We start from the raw sequence: 17,013 nt of genomic DNA, 5'->3' as shown, positions 1-17,013 counted from the left end.
ACGATCCGACTTAAATAGAAAAGTTTTTCTATTTCTTTTTGGCTATTTGTTATTTCTGTAGGGTTTATCATTTACCAAAAGCACGTTTTAATTCCATTAACATATATTGTACTTCTAGTGAAAATGTATCAAGGTTAAAATCTGTATGCCCTATTCTAGGTAATTGAAAAAATGAACCTTCTTCGCACATTAATATATTATTAGCTTCTTTGATTTCCCCAATCTCAAAAAAACCTAATTTTTCCAAAAAGTAAGAATGCTCAAGGTTTGCAGTAACAATGAATTGAAAATCACCGCCTAGGCTAAATGAGAAAAACCAAGGTGGTATACTTAATATACTTGCTAATTCTTTTACTTTATCATTAACCGGAATTTTTTCTGCATATATTATTGCACCGACATTACTTGATTCACATAAATCATATAGATTTTCTCCTAAGCCATCACTTATATCTGTTCCCCCTTTTCCAAAGCCAGACCTTGAAAGCTGCATAGATTTGTCAAATGGTAAATCTGGAGATACTAGAATATTTTTAGCCCAATCAATCCAATCGTTGCTCATTTTCCTTGTAGAAAGTCCGTTAACTGCGGCACCTACATTACCAACTTCTCCTGAAAGCCAAATTTTATCACCTTTTTTAGCACCATTCTTTATAAATAATTTATTTGGCTTTATACAAATACCTATAGCGGTTCCACAAAGCACATCATTCGATCCCAGTTTAGTATCCCCTCCAACTAAGGGTATGCCATATAGATCAAGTTGATATTTTATTCCATCTATTAATTCTTTAAAATCTTCAAGTTTAGTCCCCTTTCTCATCATTATAGATGCTAAAAAAGCAACGGGTTCTGCACCTGTACCTAATAAATCAGATAAATTTGCTCCTACTAATAATCTTCCTAAATCCCTATTAGTAGCAATGCCCAATTGTTTAGCTATTGGGTTTGCATTTAAATAGTCAGTTGTAATTATAATTTCTTGGTTTCCAACTTTAATTATAGCACAATCATCATCATTAATTCCTGCAATTAAGTTTGGATAAAGTTGTTTTGGCCAAAGTGCTGAAAGCCATGTATGAACTCCATCTGGATTTAGTAGTTCTTCCATGAAATTAAAATTTCCATACATTAATAGTTTCTTGAATTAACTCTGGTTTTGAATCAGCTGCCCAATCGCTATCGTATCTCTTATACTTATTGCATATTGCTTTTCTTACAATTTGAGAGTATGAATTGTACGCTTCATAAATTTTTAAATCACCTTGCGAATTCATATTTAATATATATGGTGCATGTGTAGTAGCTAAATTAGTTAACTCAGGATTTTCTAATTCTGGGAGGATTTCGTCTAATATATTATAGCAATCGCTATAATTTGGAATTAAATGAATGTGGGTATGTATTACACATGCCCCTCCCTTTTGTTGATTGTATGATCCATGTTCAGTAATAAGCATATTTGAGAAAAAAGAAAATTTATTCTCAAAATATGATAGTATACCTTTAAATTCATTGATTGCCTCTAATCCCATTTGACCTAAACTTTCATAATGCAATTTACTAGCAAGCATAGCGTGACCTGCAACTAAAGGGCCAATTGTTGGCAATAAGATAAAGCTTTTAGATTCAAATAATACCTTATTCTGGGGTAAATGAGTATCAATATTAATAGCGGTACATATGCTGCAATCCATTATTTTTTACCCTTAAAAGATGTAGACTAAATGATACAAAAAAAGGCACTCAAATCATTGATTATGAGTGCCTTAAGTTTTGTTGAGCAGAGAGAGAGGGATTCGAACCCCCGGACCTGTTACAGTCAGTGGTTTTCAAGACCACCGCAATCGACCACTCTGCCATCTCTCTTTCTGGGTGCAAATATACGAGTCTTTCGATATTTGTCAACCCACTGCGGGCCATTTTCGGCCAAAAACCGTAGTTTTGCCAATATTCAATGAGCGAATGAATGCATTCGTACCGGCGTAAAATACGGCACTCGCCTATACCAACCAGTATTAACTCATTCATTCACAATTCGCTAACATGGACGCTACTGAATCGCTACCCTCGCTTGAAACGGCCCGGAAATTGGGCGTGCTGCCCGAAGAATTTGACCGGATTGCCGAAATTTTAGGTCGTCGGCCCAATTTTACCGAACTGAGTATCTTCTCGGTGATGTGGTCGGAACACTGTTCCTATAAGAACTCCATCCTCTGGCTGAAAACACTCCCCCGCGATGGCGACCGGATGCTGGCCAAAGCCGGTGAAGAAAATGCGGGTCTGGTCGACATTGGCGATGGGCTGGCCTGTTCGTTCAAGATCGAGTCGCACAACCACCCGTCAGCACTGGAACCCTATCAGGGGGCGGCAACGGGCGTTGGGGGGATCAACCGCGATATATTTACCATGGGTGCCCGGCCCATAGCCCAGTTGAACTCGCTCCGGTTTGGCGATCTGACACTGGCCAAAACCAAACGGCTGCTGCGGGGTGTCGTAAAAGGTATCGGCGATTATGGCAATGCCTTTGGTATCCCAACCGTGGGTGGTGAGCTGTTCTTCGATGAGTGCTACAACACCAATCCGCTCGTGAATGCCTTCTCGGCGGGTATCGTAGAAGTGGGCAAATCCGCCAAAGCAACGTCCTACGGGGTGGGTAATCCCGTGTTCATTGTAGGATCGGCCACCGGGAAAGACGGAATTCACGGCGCTACCTTCGCGTCGGAAGATATTTCGGCCGCTTCGACCGACAAGCTGCCAGCAGTACAGGTCGGCGATCCGTTCATGGAAAAACTACTGCTCGAAGCCACCCTCGAAATCATTGCTACCGGCTACGTGATCGGGATTCAGGATATGGGGGCGGCTGGTATCATCTGCTCCACGTCCGAGATGAGCGCGAAGGGCGAGCACGGTATGATCATCGACCTCGACAAAGTGCCCACGCGTCAACCCAACATGGCACCGTTCGAGATCCTGTTGTCGGAGTCGCAGGAGCGGATGCTGGTGGTTATCGAGAAAGGGAAAGAGCATATTATTCAGGGTATTTTCGATAAATGGGATCTGAACTGCGCGCAGATCGGGGAAGTAACGGCCAAAGGAGAAAATGACCTCGGTCGGCTGCATTTCTACCGCTACGGTCAGCTCGTGGCCGATGTTCCCGCCTACGACCTGGTGTTAGGCGGTGGCGCACCCCAGTACGAGCGGGCGTACAAAGAGCCCGCCTATATTAAGGAGTATGCCAAATTCGATGTGGAGGAGGTTGACGATATCGAAACCGACGACATCAAAAAAATAGCCCAGCACCTGCTGACCCACCCGAACATCTGCTCGCGCAAATGGGTGTACGAACAATACGATTCAATGGTGGGGACGGCCAACCGCAGTACCAACGCCCCCTCCGATGCGGCTGTAGTGCGGGTGAAAGGCCCCGGCTTACCCGCTACCGATAAATCCATCGTCATTACCGTGGATTGCAACAGCCGCTATGTGAATGCCAATCCGCGTCAGGGGGCTATGATCGCCGTGGCCGAAGCCTGCCGCAACATCGTTTGCTCGGGTGGCGAGCCACTGGCTGTCACCAACAACCTGAACTTCGGGAATCCGTATGTGCCGGAAGTGTACTGGCATTTTGTGGAAGCCGTGCAGGGTATGGGCGAAGCCTGCCGTCGGTTCAGTACCCCGGTTACGGGCGGTAACGTCAGTTTCTACAACCAAAGCTCCGACGATGGCCCCGTTTTCCCGACGCCAACCATCGGCATGCTGGGCCTGATGGAAAACCCCGACGATCTGATGACGCTGAACTTCAAGAACGAAGGCGATCTGATTTACCTGGTAGGCCCATCAACCAACGATATTGCATCCTCGGAATACCTGTATTCGTACCTGGGCATTAAGGCATCGCCCGCGCCAACCTTTGATTTTGAAACCGAATGGCGCGTTCAGGAGGGTATCAAAACCATGATTCGGCACGGCTGGCTTCAGTCGGCGCACGATGTATCGGATGGTGGCCTGTTCGTAACGCTGGCGGAGTCGGGCATGGCAGGTAACACGGGGTTTGCAATTGCGACCGATACCCGTCACCGCACGGATTCCTTCCTGTTTGGCGAAAGCCAGAGCCGGGTGGTTATTTCGATTTCGCCCGAGCAGCACCAGCATGTGGTTGGTTATCTGGAAGATAGCGTATTGCCGTTCGTGCTGTTAGGAACCGTAACGGCCCAGGACTTTGTGATCGACGAGAACCTAATCCTGAGCGTATCTGAAGCGAAAGGGCTGTACGATACTGCATTAGGGAAAATAATGGCGTAAACATCTAAAAAGGAGTAACCACAGAGGCACAGAGATCACAAAGAACCCAACGACTAAAATCTGGAAAACTCTGTGTTCTTTGTGCCTCTGTGGTTAAACCTCTTTTTCTATTAGGGAGAATTCGCAATAATATGGCAGTTGATTTAGTCGAGATCACCAAAGAAATCTGTACCATCGCCACCGAAGCCGGGGCGTTTCTGCTTCAGGAACGGAGCAAGTTCCAGCGCGAATCCATCGAATACAAGGGACTGAATAACTTGGTTTCGTACGTCGATAAAGAAACCGAAAAGCAGTTAGTTGAGAAACTGAGCAAGTTACTGCCCGAAGCGGGGTTTATTACCGAAGAGGGAACCACCGGGCAGGAAGCCGACAAAGAGGCCCTCAACTGGGTGATCGACCCACTGGATGGCACGGCCAATTTCATTCATGATTTACCCGTGTTTTCGGTTAGTATCGGACTCGCCCAGGGCAAAACACCCATTGCCGGCGTCATCTACGACCCCAATCGCAACGAGTGTTTCTCGGCCTGGCAGGGGGGAGGTGCCTATTGCAATGGCAATCGAATTTCGGTTTCGCCCGCTACCCAACTGGGTGAGAGCCTGATTGCGACTGGATTTCCCTACTATCACTTCGAACAGATGCCACAATACCTGCGCATTCTGGAATCACTCATGAAGCAAACGCACGGCCTGCGTCGGTTGGGTTCGGCCGCCATCGATCTGGCCTATGTAGCCTGTGGACGGTTTGAAGCCTTTTATGAATACAACCTCAATTCCTGGGATATGGCAGCGGGTGTGTTGCTCGTTCAGGAGGCCGGTGGCGTGGTAACTGATTTCGAAGGGGGCAATGAGTTTCTATTCCGGGGCGATGTAATAGCCGGTTGCGGAGTACACCCGGAGTTGATAAAGGCAATTCAGGAATATTGGGGATGATAATGTCTGGGCCAGGCTCAGGCTTGGCCCAGTCTGCAAAACCGGACTAGCCAAATTCTGAAAATCGGACGATTTTGCCAGACCGACGCCCTACGTTATTTGTGTCCACCATCTTTTGAAAAGCTATGCAGGCTATTGATACCCTCCGTTACCCGATTGGTGATTTTGTGTATGGTCAATCGTTCTCAGTTGACGATACGAACCGGCATATTGCAATCATTGCTACCCTCCCCGATAAACTAGCTGAACTGGTTAGTGAGTGGGAAGATGATCGGCTCGATACACCCTATCGTCCCGGCGGCTGGACTGTTCGTCAGTTGGTTCATCACGTGGCCGATAGCCATATCAACGCCTATGTCCGAACGAAACTGGCGTTAACTGAACCGCATCCAACCATCAGCCCGTATGAAGAAGGCGAATGGGCTAAACTCCCGGATGCCAGACTCGCTATTGCCCCATCGCTGGCTATTCTCAAAAACCTGCATTTACGTTGGGTAACCGTCCTTGAGGCACTTTCGGAGGCCGAATTACAGCGAACGTATTATCACCCCGGTAGCCAGCGCACCTTTTTACTGGCCGAAGTAATTGCCCTGTACGCCTGGCACAGCGAACACCACTATCAACACGCCTATCGGCTAGCGGAAAGGAACGGTTGGGTGTGAAATAATGTATAATGGATAATGTACAATGAAAAATGTAAAGTGAAAATGCAGTATGATTTAGGTACTCACGAATAAGTAGAAACGCATTATCCATTGTACATTAGCCATTATTCATTAAAAAGCTATGCAGGAACTCATCATACTTCTCGTTTTTGCGGCTGCGCTGGCCTATTTAGGTCGACGGGTGTACCGAAGTTTTTCGAAAAAACAGGCGGGTTGCGGAAAAGGATGCGGTTGTGCTACGGATGCGAAACCGACCCTGCACACGACCGAAAAATGAATATGATTATTGGGAGATAACATTTTAGTATTCCGATGGTTCTTGTAGCAATGAATGCTCAACGAATCATCGGTTTTTTAGTTTTACTGACCATAGGTATCGGGTTCGAGGGATGTAAGCGTGTTAAACCCACTGCACCCACTGCCGAAGCCTTCGATCCTCCCGTAACAGATCCCGTGTCGTATATGGCCGGGAACCTCACCTTCAACATCCGCGACCTGGAACGAAAGGTCAATAAGGGTCTGTCGACCACACTGGTTACCGAAGAAACATTCGAAGGAAAAAAAGGGGAAGCCTGGCGGCTTCGGGTTGAGCGAACCGGCCCCGTGCAGATTCGCTACGAAAATCGACGGGTGTTTTTTTCGGCTCCCCTGCAGGTCTACTACACCAATCCAATTGGCCTTCGTAAAAGCAAGGATCGAAAAAGCCGACCACTGTGTGCGCTGGCGGTAAATTTTACCAGTCCGGTGGGGATAGGACCAAACTGGCGGTTGCAAACAAAAGTCAAATTTGAAGAATATCACTGGACCCTGGAACCCAAGGTTCGGTTGCTGGGGATAAACATCAGCGTGAAAAACATTGCCGAAACGATCCTCGATAAGCGTCGGGCCGATATCGAACAAGCCATTGATAATGCCGTTCATCGGGGGCTACGCCTGGATAAGGAGGTAAGTAAGATCTGGCGGGATATGCAGAAACCGCTGCGTGTTGCCAAAGTCCCCGAAAATATATGGCTGATTCCAAGGCCGTTTAGCATTGCAGCCGCCCCCGTTTATGGCAATACAAAACAGATTACGGTACCCATTCAAATTGCCTTTCGGGTTGATACGCGCTTAGGCCCCAAACCCGTAGTGGATTCCCTGGAACGTCTTCCCCAACTCTTACGCCGGAATGCATTGCCCGAAGCCTCGCGCCTGGAGGTGTTGGCCTTTATTCCCTATACCGATGTGAACCAGGTGCTGGCCAAGACGCTGGACAAACAGAAGCTGAAGCTAATGGGCGGCAACATAATGATAAAAAATACGACCATGTACGGGAGTGGGAAAAAGCTGATCCTGAAAGCCGATGTGGGCGGAAAGGTGCATGGAACGCTCTATTTTCATGGTACACCGGCCTATGATACACTGACCAACACCTTGCGTATTCAGAACGTAGATTTTGACGTGGATACGGAGGAGCGTCTATTATCTACGGCCGACTGGCTCCTGCATGACCACCTGCGCGATACGATTCAGGCGGCCATGGTTATTCCACTTCGGCAGCCGATTTCATCCATTCCCGAAAAAATAGAAACCGCTTTTTCTAAGGCTAAAGTTGGCCAGAAAACGGCACTCGATATTGATACGTTCAAATTAGTGCCCCAGCGAATCGTTGTCCAGCCCAAAGGGGTTCAGATCCTGATTAAAGTCCAGTCCAAAGTAGCCGTGCAGGTGAAGCGGTTTTAATGTACCGGTTTCCACCGCCATAAATATCGACTCGCTGTGGTGCGGTGCGGTCGCCAGGCATCGGCTATTTCGTGTAAAATTTTGTATAGCGCTTTGCCCGTCAGGCCACTGGTTTGTTCGGGATACGCCAGCAGCATCCGTTGCCGGATAATTAGATCATCTATAGGGAAAACGTCCGGGCGGTCGAGTACGAACATGAGCAACATCTCTACGGTCCATCGGCCCACACCTTTGATCGGGAGTAAATATTGCACCACTTCCTCGTCTGACATAGGATCCAGATGCGCCCGGTTGACTGGATGCTGGAGCGAGAACTCCGCAACACTTTGCAGGTACTTAATTTTCTGGAAGGACAGCCCCGCGCTCCGTAGCTCGTCGGTCGTTTTTAAAAGCAGTAACGAAGCGTCAGGATAGTTTTCCGGGAACAACGCCCGGAAACGGGTAAAAATGGCATCGGCGGCTTTAACGGAGATCTGTTGCGACACGATACTTTCGAGTAGCGCCAGATACACATCATCGGCGTAGTCGTTAAAGACTTTAGGGTTGGCCGTCTCGGCAATCAGACGGGCCATAATCGGGTCTCTCACGAGGTGGGCGAGGGCTGGAGAATTGGTGAGTTGCATGGACGGTTGTTCTTGCCTTACTGAGCAGGCGCTACCTGAACAACAAAGATAACCAGGCAGGTTGAGAGACCCTATTCATGCACTCTGGTCTGTTTTTTCGACAGTTCAGAAACCATTCACTTTCGGTTGAGTGCGGGTTATTGCATCTTTACCGACGATGGAAAAACTGAACGACCGATGGTTGCGGCTGGTGGGTGTACCCCTGATTTCAATCGTCTCGAATTTTATATTCTTTCAACCCGATAACGATGCCCGGCATATCAGCCGCTGGGTGGCGCTTGGGATAAGCCTGGCCGAATGCGTCCTGATCTGGGAGGTCGCCCGGCTGGGTATTATCCAGGCGCGCCGTCGGTATCCCCGACTGAACCAGACAACAGCGCGTGTGTGCAGGCAACTGGCCTGGTTTGTAATCATAACTGTTGTGCAGCGGGTTGCCCTGGTTTACCTCTATGATGTGACTCAATTTTGGGGCTACCCGATGTCCACCCGATCCTATTGGGTCAATACCCTGATTCCATTCTTATTTGTTGTTCCACTGGCCGTAATCTACGAGGCCCATTACCTGTATCGACAGTGGTGGGCAACGTATTACGAAGCGGAGCAGCTTAAAAAGGAGGCCCTTCAAAGTCAGCTCGATTCGCTGAAAGCACAGATCAATCCCCATTTTTTATTCAATAGCCTGAGTACACTCTCGTCGCTGGTGACTGAAAACCCGAAACAGGCCGAAACGTTTATCGAGGAACTGGCGTCGGTCTATCGGTATGTGCTTCAAACCAACGAGCAACTGCTAACGTCTTTGGCGAGTGAACTGACGTTTATTCAGGCGTATTTTAATTTGCTGCAAATGCGTTTCGGGCGAAGTGTTGAACTGGACGTTACCGTCGATGAGTCGTATCTCGCCTTTTTTATTCCTCCGCTGACCTTGCAGTTGCTGGTTGAAAATGCGGTTAAACACAACACGGCACTCCCAGCCAAACCGCTGGTCATTCGAATTTATACCGATGCCGACAAGCATCTGGTTGTCAGTAATACACGCCGTCCGAAACAAAACAGAGTCCCGTCGAACCGAACCGGGCTAGCCCATATTACCGCCAAATACCGGTTGCTGGGACAGCCCGACGTGGTGATCAACCAATCGGACGATTGCTTTCAGGTATTGGTGCCCCTCATTCAGGAAACCCGCTATGACTATTCTCATCATTGAAGACGAAGAACCCACCGCCCGAAAGCTACAGCGGTTACTGGGTGACATTGAGCCTGCCATTCGGGTGGTGGGTATGACAGTTAGTGTCGACGAATCGGTGGAGTGGTTGCGGGCGAATCCTCAACCGGATCTGATCTTTATGGACATTGAACTCGCCGACGGGCAGAGTTTCGATATTTTCAACCAGATACCTGTAACGAGTCCGGTTATTTTCACAACGGCCTATGATGAATACGCCATTAAGGCATTTAAAGTCAATAGTATCGACTACCTCCTTAAACCTGTAAAAGAAGCGGAGTTACGGCAGGCATTGGCTAAACTACAGTCGATGAAGCAGATTTTGTTGGGGTTGCAGGGGGCAGGGGGCGCGGAGCAGGGTGAAAAAAGCCTACAGGCATCACTGGCAACCTTGCTTCAACACCTGCAACTATCGTCTCCGTCAGACTCCGTGCCCCCTGCTCCGCGCCCCCAGCCCCCCGCAGTTTTCAAAGACCGATTCCTGATTAAACAGGGGCAGCGTTTGTTTTCGGTGCCAGTAGAGGAGGTCGCCTATTTTTTCAGTCGAAATAAACTGACGTTCATCAAAACCCACGACAATCACGACTGGCTCCTTGATCACACCCTTGATGAACTGGCACAACTGCTTGATCCCCGTCACTTTTTTCGGCTTAACCGACAGGTGATTGCCGACCTGAAGGCGGTTCATAAAGTTTACCTGTATTTCAATGGCAAACTCAAGATCAATTTACAGCCGGGCTTTGAGGAAGAAGTGGTGGTTAGCCGGGAAAAAGCCAGTGAGTTGAAGCGTTGGTTGGGTGAGTAAAATCGACGTTTCAGTCAGAAAAGCCCCCTTTTCGGTCGTTGCTTCGTTTCGGTCGAGTTTTGTTTGGGCCAATTTTGCTTCGTACAAAAAGCAACAGCTAATGAAACGACTCCTGATTATTTCCTTCCTTTTTCTAGCGCAACACCGGGTGCTAATTGGGCAAACCCTGACACCGGAGCAACTCCAAACGGATTTTACCCGCTTCCGAACAGCCCTTAACGAAGTGCACCCGGAGATGTACCGGTACACACCGAAGCCCGTATTCGACTCGCTGTTTTCGGTAACGGCCGCTCAGCTGAACCGCCCCATGACCCAACAGGAATTTTACGTGACCATGACTCCACTGCTGGTCGCTTTGCGCGATGGGCATATTAAGTGGATTGTTTCGGGAAAAGATGAGCATTACCCCTTTTACGCCGATAAACTGTTTCCGGTAAAGCTTTATGTTCTGGGAGAGAAAGCCTGGGTGACAGGTAACTACGGCTCCGTTACCGTACCGGATGGGGCAGAGGTAACCGCAATAAACGGTAAGCCGATGGCGGATATTATTCGGACGTTACTGCCCAGGATGACCTTTGCCGATGGGAATCGAATAGGTGGAAAACTGGAAGATCTGAATCGGTATTTTTCGGGATACTACGCTACGTTCATTGAGGCTCCAACTACGTTTAATCTGGCCTACCAAATCGGCGGGGAAGCGAAAACCATAACACTCCAGCCCGTAACGGAACAGACGATTAAAGCCTATGCCGAGACGCACAAAGCCAGTCCGCAAAAGCCCTTTCGCCTGACGTTTACAGATCCGCAAACGGCCCTGATGACCATCGAACGGTTTATGGGCGATAAAAAAGAGCAGGATTATACTCAGTTTCTGGCCGATTCGTTCCGGGAAATCAAACAGAAAAATGTACAGAACCTGGTACTCGATCTGCGGGATAACGAAGGCGGGGAAGAATCGTGGGGTGTTCAGTTATACCGTTATTTTGCCGGGCAACCCTTCCGTTATTATGATCATATCCGTGTTCGGCAGAAAAAGAGTTACTCGTTCCCTGCCTGGACATCAAAGCTGTACCGAATGGCGAAAGGACTGGCCGTTAAGAAACGCGGAACCGACTATGTGTTTACCTGGCATCGGGGATTGCGTAAAACAAAACCTAAAGCAGATGCCTACCACGGTAACCTCTACGTACTGCTGAATGGTACTAGTTTTTCGGTCACGACGGAGTTTGCGGCCCGCCTTCACGCCGACCGACAACGGCGGCCGGGTGAGACCGTTTTTATCGGGCAGGAGAGTGGGGGTGGGTACAAAGTCAACAGTAGCGGTATTTTCACGATTACCCAATTGCCCAATTCTAAAATTGACCTCGGCATCGGTATGTTTGGTTTCAATATGGCCAACGTATCAGCCTATCCATACGCCGATCGCGGCATCATTCCCGACCATAGGGTTGAACCCACCGTTGATGATGTCCTGAACCACAACGATCGGGTCATGTCATATACATTGACGCTCATTCAATCCAAGAAAGGGGTATTGACCAAGAGCCAATAAATTTATAAAAGGCTTGTCAGGGTCAGTTGTCAGCTACGCCATATCTGCGAGATATGGCGTAGCTGACAACTGACCCCTTTTTGCGAACAATTAATCATTTTTATACTTCGACAGGAGTCGCCGGACTACATCGCCGGCAAGTTCATCCCGCATGCTGTCCAGAAGTTGCCAGCGAGAAGGGGGGAACAGAGTGGCCGTTTTCAGCGACTGGCCGTTCAGGGCACGGTCGTCGCCACTGAAAGACTGCCACTCACTTTGCCAGGAACGGCTTTCCCAAACGGGTTCTTCCCACAGTATATTACCTGTTTGCGTGTCCAGGGCCCGCATCCGCAGATCCAGTCCAGCCTGAATTTCGTGCCGGTAGGTTGTCAGAGTGCCCGATACTTTTTCTTTGACATCGACTTTGGTGGAGTCGTTTATTTTCTTCTCACCGACTTTGTACTCCTGATTGCTATACACCGTTGTGGACGAAGAGGAATTGCTTTCGCGGAAGGGCGAGTAGTTGGTCACAACTAGCTGGATAGCCTGATGAATCGGATAGCCGTCTCCCAACGTGGATTCTCCGGGCGGATCCGGGTGATAAAGTCGTACAAATTGAGAGGGGGTTGTGTTTCGCCCCAGCTGTTGTAAAATCAAACGTTCTAATTCCCGGTTGTCATCAGCGCTCAGTTCAGGAGTTGGGCTTAGCGGTTCAACCACCACACGAAGGATGGCAAAGGGGAGGGATTCAGCCGCTTTTGCATTCGCCTGTTGGTAATTGGGTATCCAGTCAGCCGCTTTTCTAAAGTTCAGGTAGGCATCTTTAGCGGCCAGTCTATTTTCCTGTCGGTAAGCAAATGCCTGTTCTGCAACCTGATAGCGATCAGCCGCGGCCAGCTCACGGGTGGCTTGCTGGCGATCCTGATAAGAGCTTGGGTAGGCCGATAGCCATTCGGCACAGGTCTCGCACTGCTGGTCGAATCCACGACGGTCGAATCCACGACGGTCGAATCCACGACGGGCATTATCCGTGAGGGCCTGGAGCTGCTCGTATTCCTGATAAACACGTTCCCAGCGAAAAGCCTCGGTGCTGGAAGGGGCCGATAACCGACGGATGGCGGTCTGGTGCTGTTCGTAGGCCTGAACAAACGCCTGCTCCAGAACCTGCGAAGCCATCGTATGCCCACGCTTGCTCAACCCAGGCCGCTGCTGAAGTCGCTTCGATGCTTTTTGAACCGCTAAGTCGAAGTGGTTCCGATTCAGTGCACTTTTGCCGCTGCTACATGATGTAAGGATAGCGGTTGTAAAAAGGAGGAGTAGGATGCAGCGGAACATGGTGTTAAGATACGTTTTTTTGAACTTTTGACAACGCGCCGAGTAGTTGGTTTATCTTTGATGCCAAAAATCAGTGTAGCGTTGCTTCTGGAACAACAAACTACCTATGTCGAAACATAAACGGTACCGTTCTGCCGAGAAAACGCTGGGTACTTCGCCCGGTACGCTAACCTATGTAGGGGCGGAAATTGAGCATGCCACAAAAATTAAACGCATTGAATTCAATGCCTCAGACTATCGCATCGACGATAGTAGTAAACTAAGTGCCTGTCGGCTACCGGGCTTCGAAACACCTTATATCAACTGGATTGATGTGGATGGGATTCATGAGCCGAAAGTGGTTGCGGCTCTGGGGCAGCAGTTTCATTTGCACCCATTATTGCTCGAAGACGTTCTTAATACGGAGCAGAAACCCAAAATAGATATCTATGATGAACCAACACCCGGCAATGGCAATGGGGTTGCTCATCCGGCTGGTACAATTGTGTATGTAACGCTCAAAATGCTGCACCACAGCCGTCAGCGGCAGGAACTGGATGTGGAGCATGTGAGCTTAGTGTTGGGTAAAAATTACCTGATCTCGTTTCAGGAGGAGCGAACCAGGGATATTTTCGAACCCGTCATCGAGCGGATTAAAGCCTCTGCCGGAAAAACCCGGCGGAATGGGGCCGATTATCTGCTCTATGCCCTGATGGACGTCATTGTCGATCACTATTTCCTGATAACGGAACGTATTGGCGAGAAAATGGATGAGCTGGAAGACCAGATCGTACAGGAGCGGGCCAATCAGCAGACCCTGGCGATCCTGTACACCCTGAAGCGTGAACTGGCCTTTATTCGACGAACAGTCTATCCCGTACGCGACATCATCAATACGTTGCTTCGCGAGGAATCCGATGTCATTCAGCACAACACCCTGCCCTACCTGCGCGACCTGGCCGATCATGTTACGCAGGTCATTGAAACGCTGGAATCATATCGGGAATTAACGGCTGGGTTGATGGATGTCTATTACTCGATTGTGAGTAACCGGATGAACTCGGTCATGAAAACACTCACTATTTTTTCGGCGATTTTTATGCCACTGACGTTCATTGTGGGTGTGTATGGGATGAATTTCGATAACATGCCTGAGCTGCATACCCGCAACGGTTATTTCGTGGTGTGGGGGGTTATGTTTTTGGTAACCATAGGTATGGTTGTGTATTTCAGACGGAGACGCTGGATGTAATTTAAAACCTGGGTAACCGGTGGGTGGTCCAGACCGTAGTATGAAAACGAAGAATTTGCAATTAATAAATCGTCAGTGGTTTACCGATTCCCGGCAAGTGACAGGGAATGCTACGGATGCTGTTTTTTTTGCCATACAGGGCGAACACCATGATGGGCACAACTTTATTGGGGAGCTTTACCAGAAAGGTGTCCGTCAGTTTGTGGTGGAACGGTCGGCGCTGACACCCGAGCGCCGAACGGAATTCATTGCGTATGCCGATGCAACGTTCATTGAGGTCGATAGTAGTCTGCAAACAATGCAAACACTGGCCGCTGAACATCGGAAACAAGTTCATATTCCGATTATTGGCATTACAGGTAGTAATGGAAAAACCATTGTGAAGGAATGGCTGGCCCAATTACTTGATGGAGGGCAGTCTCCTGACGAGTATGTGGTCGTTAAAAGTCCCAAGAGCTATAACTCGCAACTGGGAGTACCGCTGTCGGTTCACCAACTTACTGATAAGCATACCCTGGGAATATTTGAGGCCGGGATTTCCAAGGTCCATGAGATGCAATCGCTGGAGGCCATTATCCGACCAACAATTGGCATTTTTACCAACATAGGCACGGCCCATGATGAGGGGTTCCGGACCCGGAAACAGAAAATAGCCGAAAAGCTCCGGCTATTTATTCACGCCAATACCCTCATTTACTGTTCCGATTACACCGATATTGACGAAGAAGTACATCTGCTGCTCAAAGCGGTCAATCCAACTATGAACGTCATTACCTGGTCGCTGAATGGGAAACCGGCTACGTATCAGGGTAAGTTGCAGCATGACCAATTGACCTTGACAAGCAAAGAGGGTACGGCTATTCAGCTAAAATTACCCTTTACAGACCCTGCTTCGGTGGAGAATCTGATGCATTGTCTGGTAACGCTCCTGACGCTGCATCCCTGGACTACCGAGGCCCTGCAAGCCCGGTTGAATCGCCTTAGACCGGTTTCAATGCGGCTGGAACAGAAAGAGGGTATCAATAACTGTGTACTGATTGACGATTCGTATAATAATGACGTTGCTGGCTTGCAACTGGCGCTCAGTTTTCTCAATCAACAGAGTACCCGGACTCGTCGGGTGGTCATTCTGTCGGATGTACTACAGTCGGGTCAGGCCGAACACGATCTGTATGAACAGGTTGGGACACTGATCCGCACCAATGCAATTGACCAATTTATTGGGATTGGCCCGGTCCTGAGTCGGAATGCTCATTTTTTTGCTGATTCCAGTTTATTCTTCGCGACCACGGATGCCTTTTTAACTCAGTTCCCATTCCACGAACTGCGCGACAGTTCTGTCTTGGTAAAAGGGGCAAGGCCGTTCTCCTTCGAGCGGATTGTGGCCCGCCTGGAGCGGAAAGTCCACGGGACCGTTCTTGACATAAATCTGGATGCGCTGACGCATAACCTGAACTATTATCGGGAGAAAGTAGGGTCCGACACGAAGCTGATGGTCATGGTGAAGGCTTTTGCCTATGGCAGTGGCAGTACGGAAGTGGCACAACTCCTGCAATTTCACCGGGTCGATTACCTGGCGGTTGCCTACGCCGACGAAGGGATAGCGCTTCGGCAAAATGGGATCGAGCTACCCATCATGGTCATGAATCCTGCCCCTGAAACCTTCGATGCGCTGCTGGCGTACAACCTGGAGCCTGAACTGTACAGCATGCGTATTTTGCAGGAGTGGGGGAGGTTTGTGCATGGAGCGGGGAGCAGGGAGCGGGGAGCAGGGGGCAAGGAGCATGGAGATGGGAGCGACCTGCCCCCTGCTCCCCGCTCCATGCCCTCTGCCAAAACCTCCCTGCACCTGAAAATTGACACCGGTATGCATCGGCTGGGGTTTCTGGAAACGGAGCTGGCAGAGGTAGCGAACTACTTGAAAGGCCACGATAATCTACATGTGGCAACAGTGTTCAGCCATTTGGTCGGTTCCGATGATGCCCGGTTCAACAGCTTCTCAACGCAGCAATATGAAACCTTTCTGCGAAGTACAGCTATACTCGAAGCGGCTTTAGGCTACCGTCCAACGCGCCATCTGCTTAACTCGGCCGGTATCGTACGCTTTCCGGACTATAAACTCGATATGGTTCGCCTGGGTATTGGTCTATACGGAGTTGAAGCCAGTGGGATTAATCAGGCGGCTTTACAGACGGTTGGCACCCTTCGAACGGTGATCAGTCAGATCAAAACCGTTCGGGCAGGGGAGTCGATCGGGTATAGCCGGCGGGGAGTGCTTGATCATGAAGCCCGCATCGCCACCCTGGCCATCGGTTATGCCGACGGTTTCGATCGTCGACTGGGCAATGGCGTTGGTCAGGTTTGGGTAAATGGAACGCGCTGTCCAACCGTTGGCAATGTGTGCATGGATATGACCATGATCGACGTCACGTCGGCAGTGGCTTCGGAAGGGGATGACGTCATAATTTTTGGTCCTGATCTACCCATTACGGAACTGGCAAAACAGATGGACACAATTCCGTATGAGATCCTGACGGGTGTTAGTGAACGGGTAAAACGGGTGTTTTTCAAGGAGGGAAACTAACTATACTGAACATCCTTTGACATACATCGATGCCAGCCAGCGTTTGCCAGGTGTACCA

The 17,013-nt window shown here is 49.1% G+C and carries 14 protein-coding genes and 1 tRNA gene; 10 read left to right on the top strand and 5 right to left on the bottom strand.

What is annotated here, in order from left to right; all coding sequences use genetic code 11:
- Nucleotides 1-67: 67 nt before the first annotated feature.
- From ACYVGO_RS25905 to ACYVGO_RS25895, 3 genes are all read right to left on the bottom strand, one after another.
- The gene (locus ACYVGO_RS25905; RefSeq protein WP_460971762.1) at nucleotides 68-1,111 is read right to left on the bottom strand and encodes a thiamine-phosphate kinase; all 1,044 of its coding nucleotides are present in this window, start codon (nucleotides 1,109-1,111) and stop codon (nucleotides 68-70) included.
- A gap of 4 nt (nucleotides 1,112-1,115) precedes the next feature.
- The gene (locus tag ACYVGO_RS25900) at nucleotides 1,116-1,697 is read right to left on the bottom strand and encodes an HIT family protein (protein ID WP_460971761.1); all 582 of its coding nucleotides are present in this window, start codon (nucleotides 1,695-1,697) and stop codon (nucleotides 1,116-1,118) included.
- An 87-nt stretch (nucleotides 1,698-1,784) separates the two neighbouring features.
- A tRNA-Ser gene (locus ACYVGO_RS25895) sits at nucleotides 1,785-1,869 on the bottom strand.
- Nucleotides 1,870-2,046: 177 nt separating this feature from the next.
- Between ACYVGO_RS25895 and purL the strand changes: the two genes are divergently transcribed.
- The 5 genes from purL (at nucleotide 2,047) to ACYVGO_RS25870 (ending at nucleotide 7,624) form a co-directional block, all read left to right on the top strand.
- Complete coding sequence (gene purL / locus ACYVGO_RS25890; RefSeq protein WP_460971760.1) at nucleotides 2,047-4,305, top strand: phosphoribosylformylglycinamidine synthase subunit PurL; 2,259 nt, start codon at nucleotides 2,047-2,049, stop codon at nucleotides 4,303-4,305.
- Between the two features lie 131 nt (nucleotides 4,306-4,436).
- Nucleotides 4,437-5,237, top strand: coding sequence for an inositol monophosphatase family protein (locus ACYVGO_RS25885; protein WP_142773091.1), 801 nt, complete (start codon nucleotides 4,437-4,439; stop codon nucleotides 5,235-5,237).
- Between the two features lie 125 nt (nucleotides 5,238-5,362).
- Nucleotides 5,363-5,899 (top strand): YfiT family bacillithiol transferase, encoded by a 537-nt coding sequence (locus ACYVGO_RS25880; RefSeq protein WP_460971759.1) that lies wholly within the window; start codon nucleotides 5,363-5,365, stop codon nucleotides 5,897-5,899.
- Nucleotides 5,900-6,023: 124 nt separating this feature from the next.
- Complete coding sequence (locus tag ACYVGO_RS25875) at nucleotides 6,024-6,179, top strand: FeoB-associated Cys-rich membrane protein (protein ID WP_142773093.1); 156 nt, start codon at nucleotides 6,024-6,026, stop codon at nucleotides 6,177-6,179.
- A gap of 50 nt (nucleotides 6,180-6,229) precedes the next feature.
- Complete coding sequence (locus ACYVGO_RS25870; RefSeq protein ID WP_460971758.1) at nucleotides 6,230-7,624, top strand: DUF4403 family protein; 1,395 nt, start codon at nucleotides 6,230-6,232, stop codon at nucleotides 7,622-7,624.
- On the opposite strand, the gene ACYVGO_RS25865 is transcribed toward ACYVGO_RS25870, so the two are convergent.
- Nucleotides 7,621-8,247: a DNA-3-methyladenine glycosylase family protein gene (locus ACYVGO_RS25865; protein WP_460971757.1), complete on the bottom strand. Its 627-nt coding sequence runs from the start codon at nucleotides 8,245-8,247 to the stop codon at nucleotides 7,621-7,623. The genes ACYVGO_RS25870 and ACYVGO_RS25865 overlap by 4 nt on opposite strands.
- Nucleotides 8,248-8,404: 157 nt before the next feature.
- Here ACYVGO_RS25865 and ACYVGO_RS25860 point away from each other — a divergent pair, with 157 nt between their 5' ends.
- From ACYVGO_RS25860 to ACYVGO_RS25850, 3 genes are all read left to right on the top strand, one after another.
- Nucleotides 8,405-9,451, top strand: a complete 1,047-nt coding sequence (locus ACYVGO_RS25860) for a sensor histidine kinase (RefSeq protein ID WP_460971756.1) — start codon at nucleotides 8,405-8,407, stop codon at nucleotides 9,449-9,451.
- Nucleotides 9,432-10,274, top strand: coding sequence for a LytR/AlgR family response regulator transcription factor (locus ACYVGO_RS25855; RefSeq protein ID WP_460971755.1), 843 nt, complete (start codon nucleotides 9,432-9,434; stop codon nucleotides 10,272-10,274). The genes ACYVGO_RS25860 and ACYVGO_RS25855 overlap by 20 nt, the downstream gene beginning before the upstream one ends.
- Before the next feature lie 100 nt (nucleotides 10,275-10,374).
- Nucleotides 10,375-11,826 carry a S41 family peptidase gene (locus tag ACYVGO_RS25850; RefSeq protein WP_460971754.1) on the top strand — a complete coding sequence of 484 codons (1,452 nt, stop codon included), beginning with the start codon at nucleotides 10,375-10,377 and terminating at the stop codon, nucleotides 11,824-11,826.
- Nucleotides 11,827-11,916: 90 nt separating this feature from the next.
- Here the strand turns inward: ACYVGO_RS25850 and ACYVGO_RS25845 are convergent, their stop codons facing one another.
- The gene (locus tag ACYVGO_RS25845) at nucleotides 11,917-13,140 is read right to left on the bottom strand and encodes a hypothetical protein (protein WP_460971753.1); all 1,224 of its coding nucleotides are present in this window, start codon (nucleotides 13,138-13,140) and stop codon (nucleotides 11,917-11,919) included.
- A gap of 106 nt (nucleotides 13,141-13,246) precedes the next feature.
- Here ACYVGO_RS25845 and corA point away from each other — a divergent pair, with 106 nt between their 5' ends.
- The gene (corA, locus tag ACYVGO_RS25840) at nucleotides 13,247-14,371 is read left to right on the top strand and encodes a magnesium/cobalt transporter CorA (RefSeq protein WP_460971752.1); all 1,125 of its coding nucleotides are present in this window, start codon (nucleotides 13,247-13,249) and stop codon (nucleotides 14,369-14,371) included.
- A 40-nt stretch (nucleotides 14,372-14,411) separates the two neighbouring features.
- A complete protein-coding gene (locus ACYVGO_RS25835; RefSeq protein WP_460971751.1) occupies nucleotides 14,412-16,955 on the top strand; it encodes a bifunctional UDP-N-acetylmuramoyl-tripeptide:D-alanyl-D-alanine ligase/alanine racemase in 2,544 nt (847 codons plus the stop codon).
- Nucleotides 16,956-17,013 lie beyond the last annotated feature (58 nt).

It is taken from the genome of Spirosoma migulaei (genome assembly GCF_054776855.1).
The sequence above is the reverse complement of the archived record's forward strand: the minus strand, read 5'-3'. Positions and strand labels throughout refer to the sequence as shown.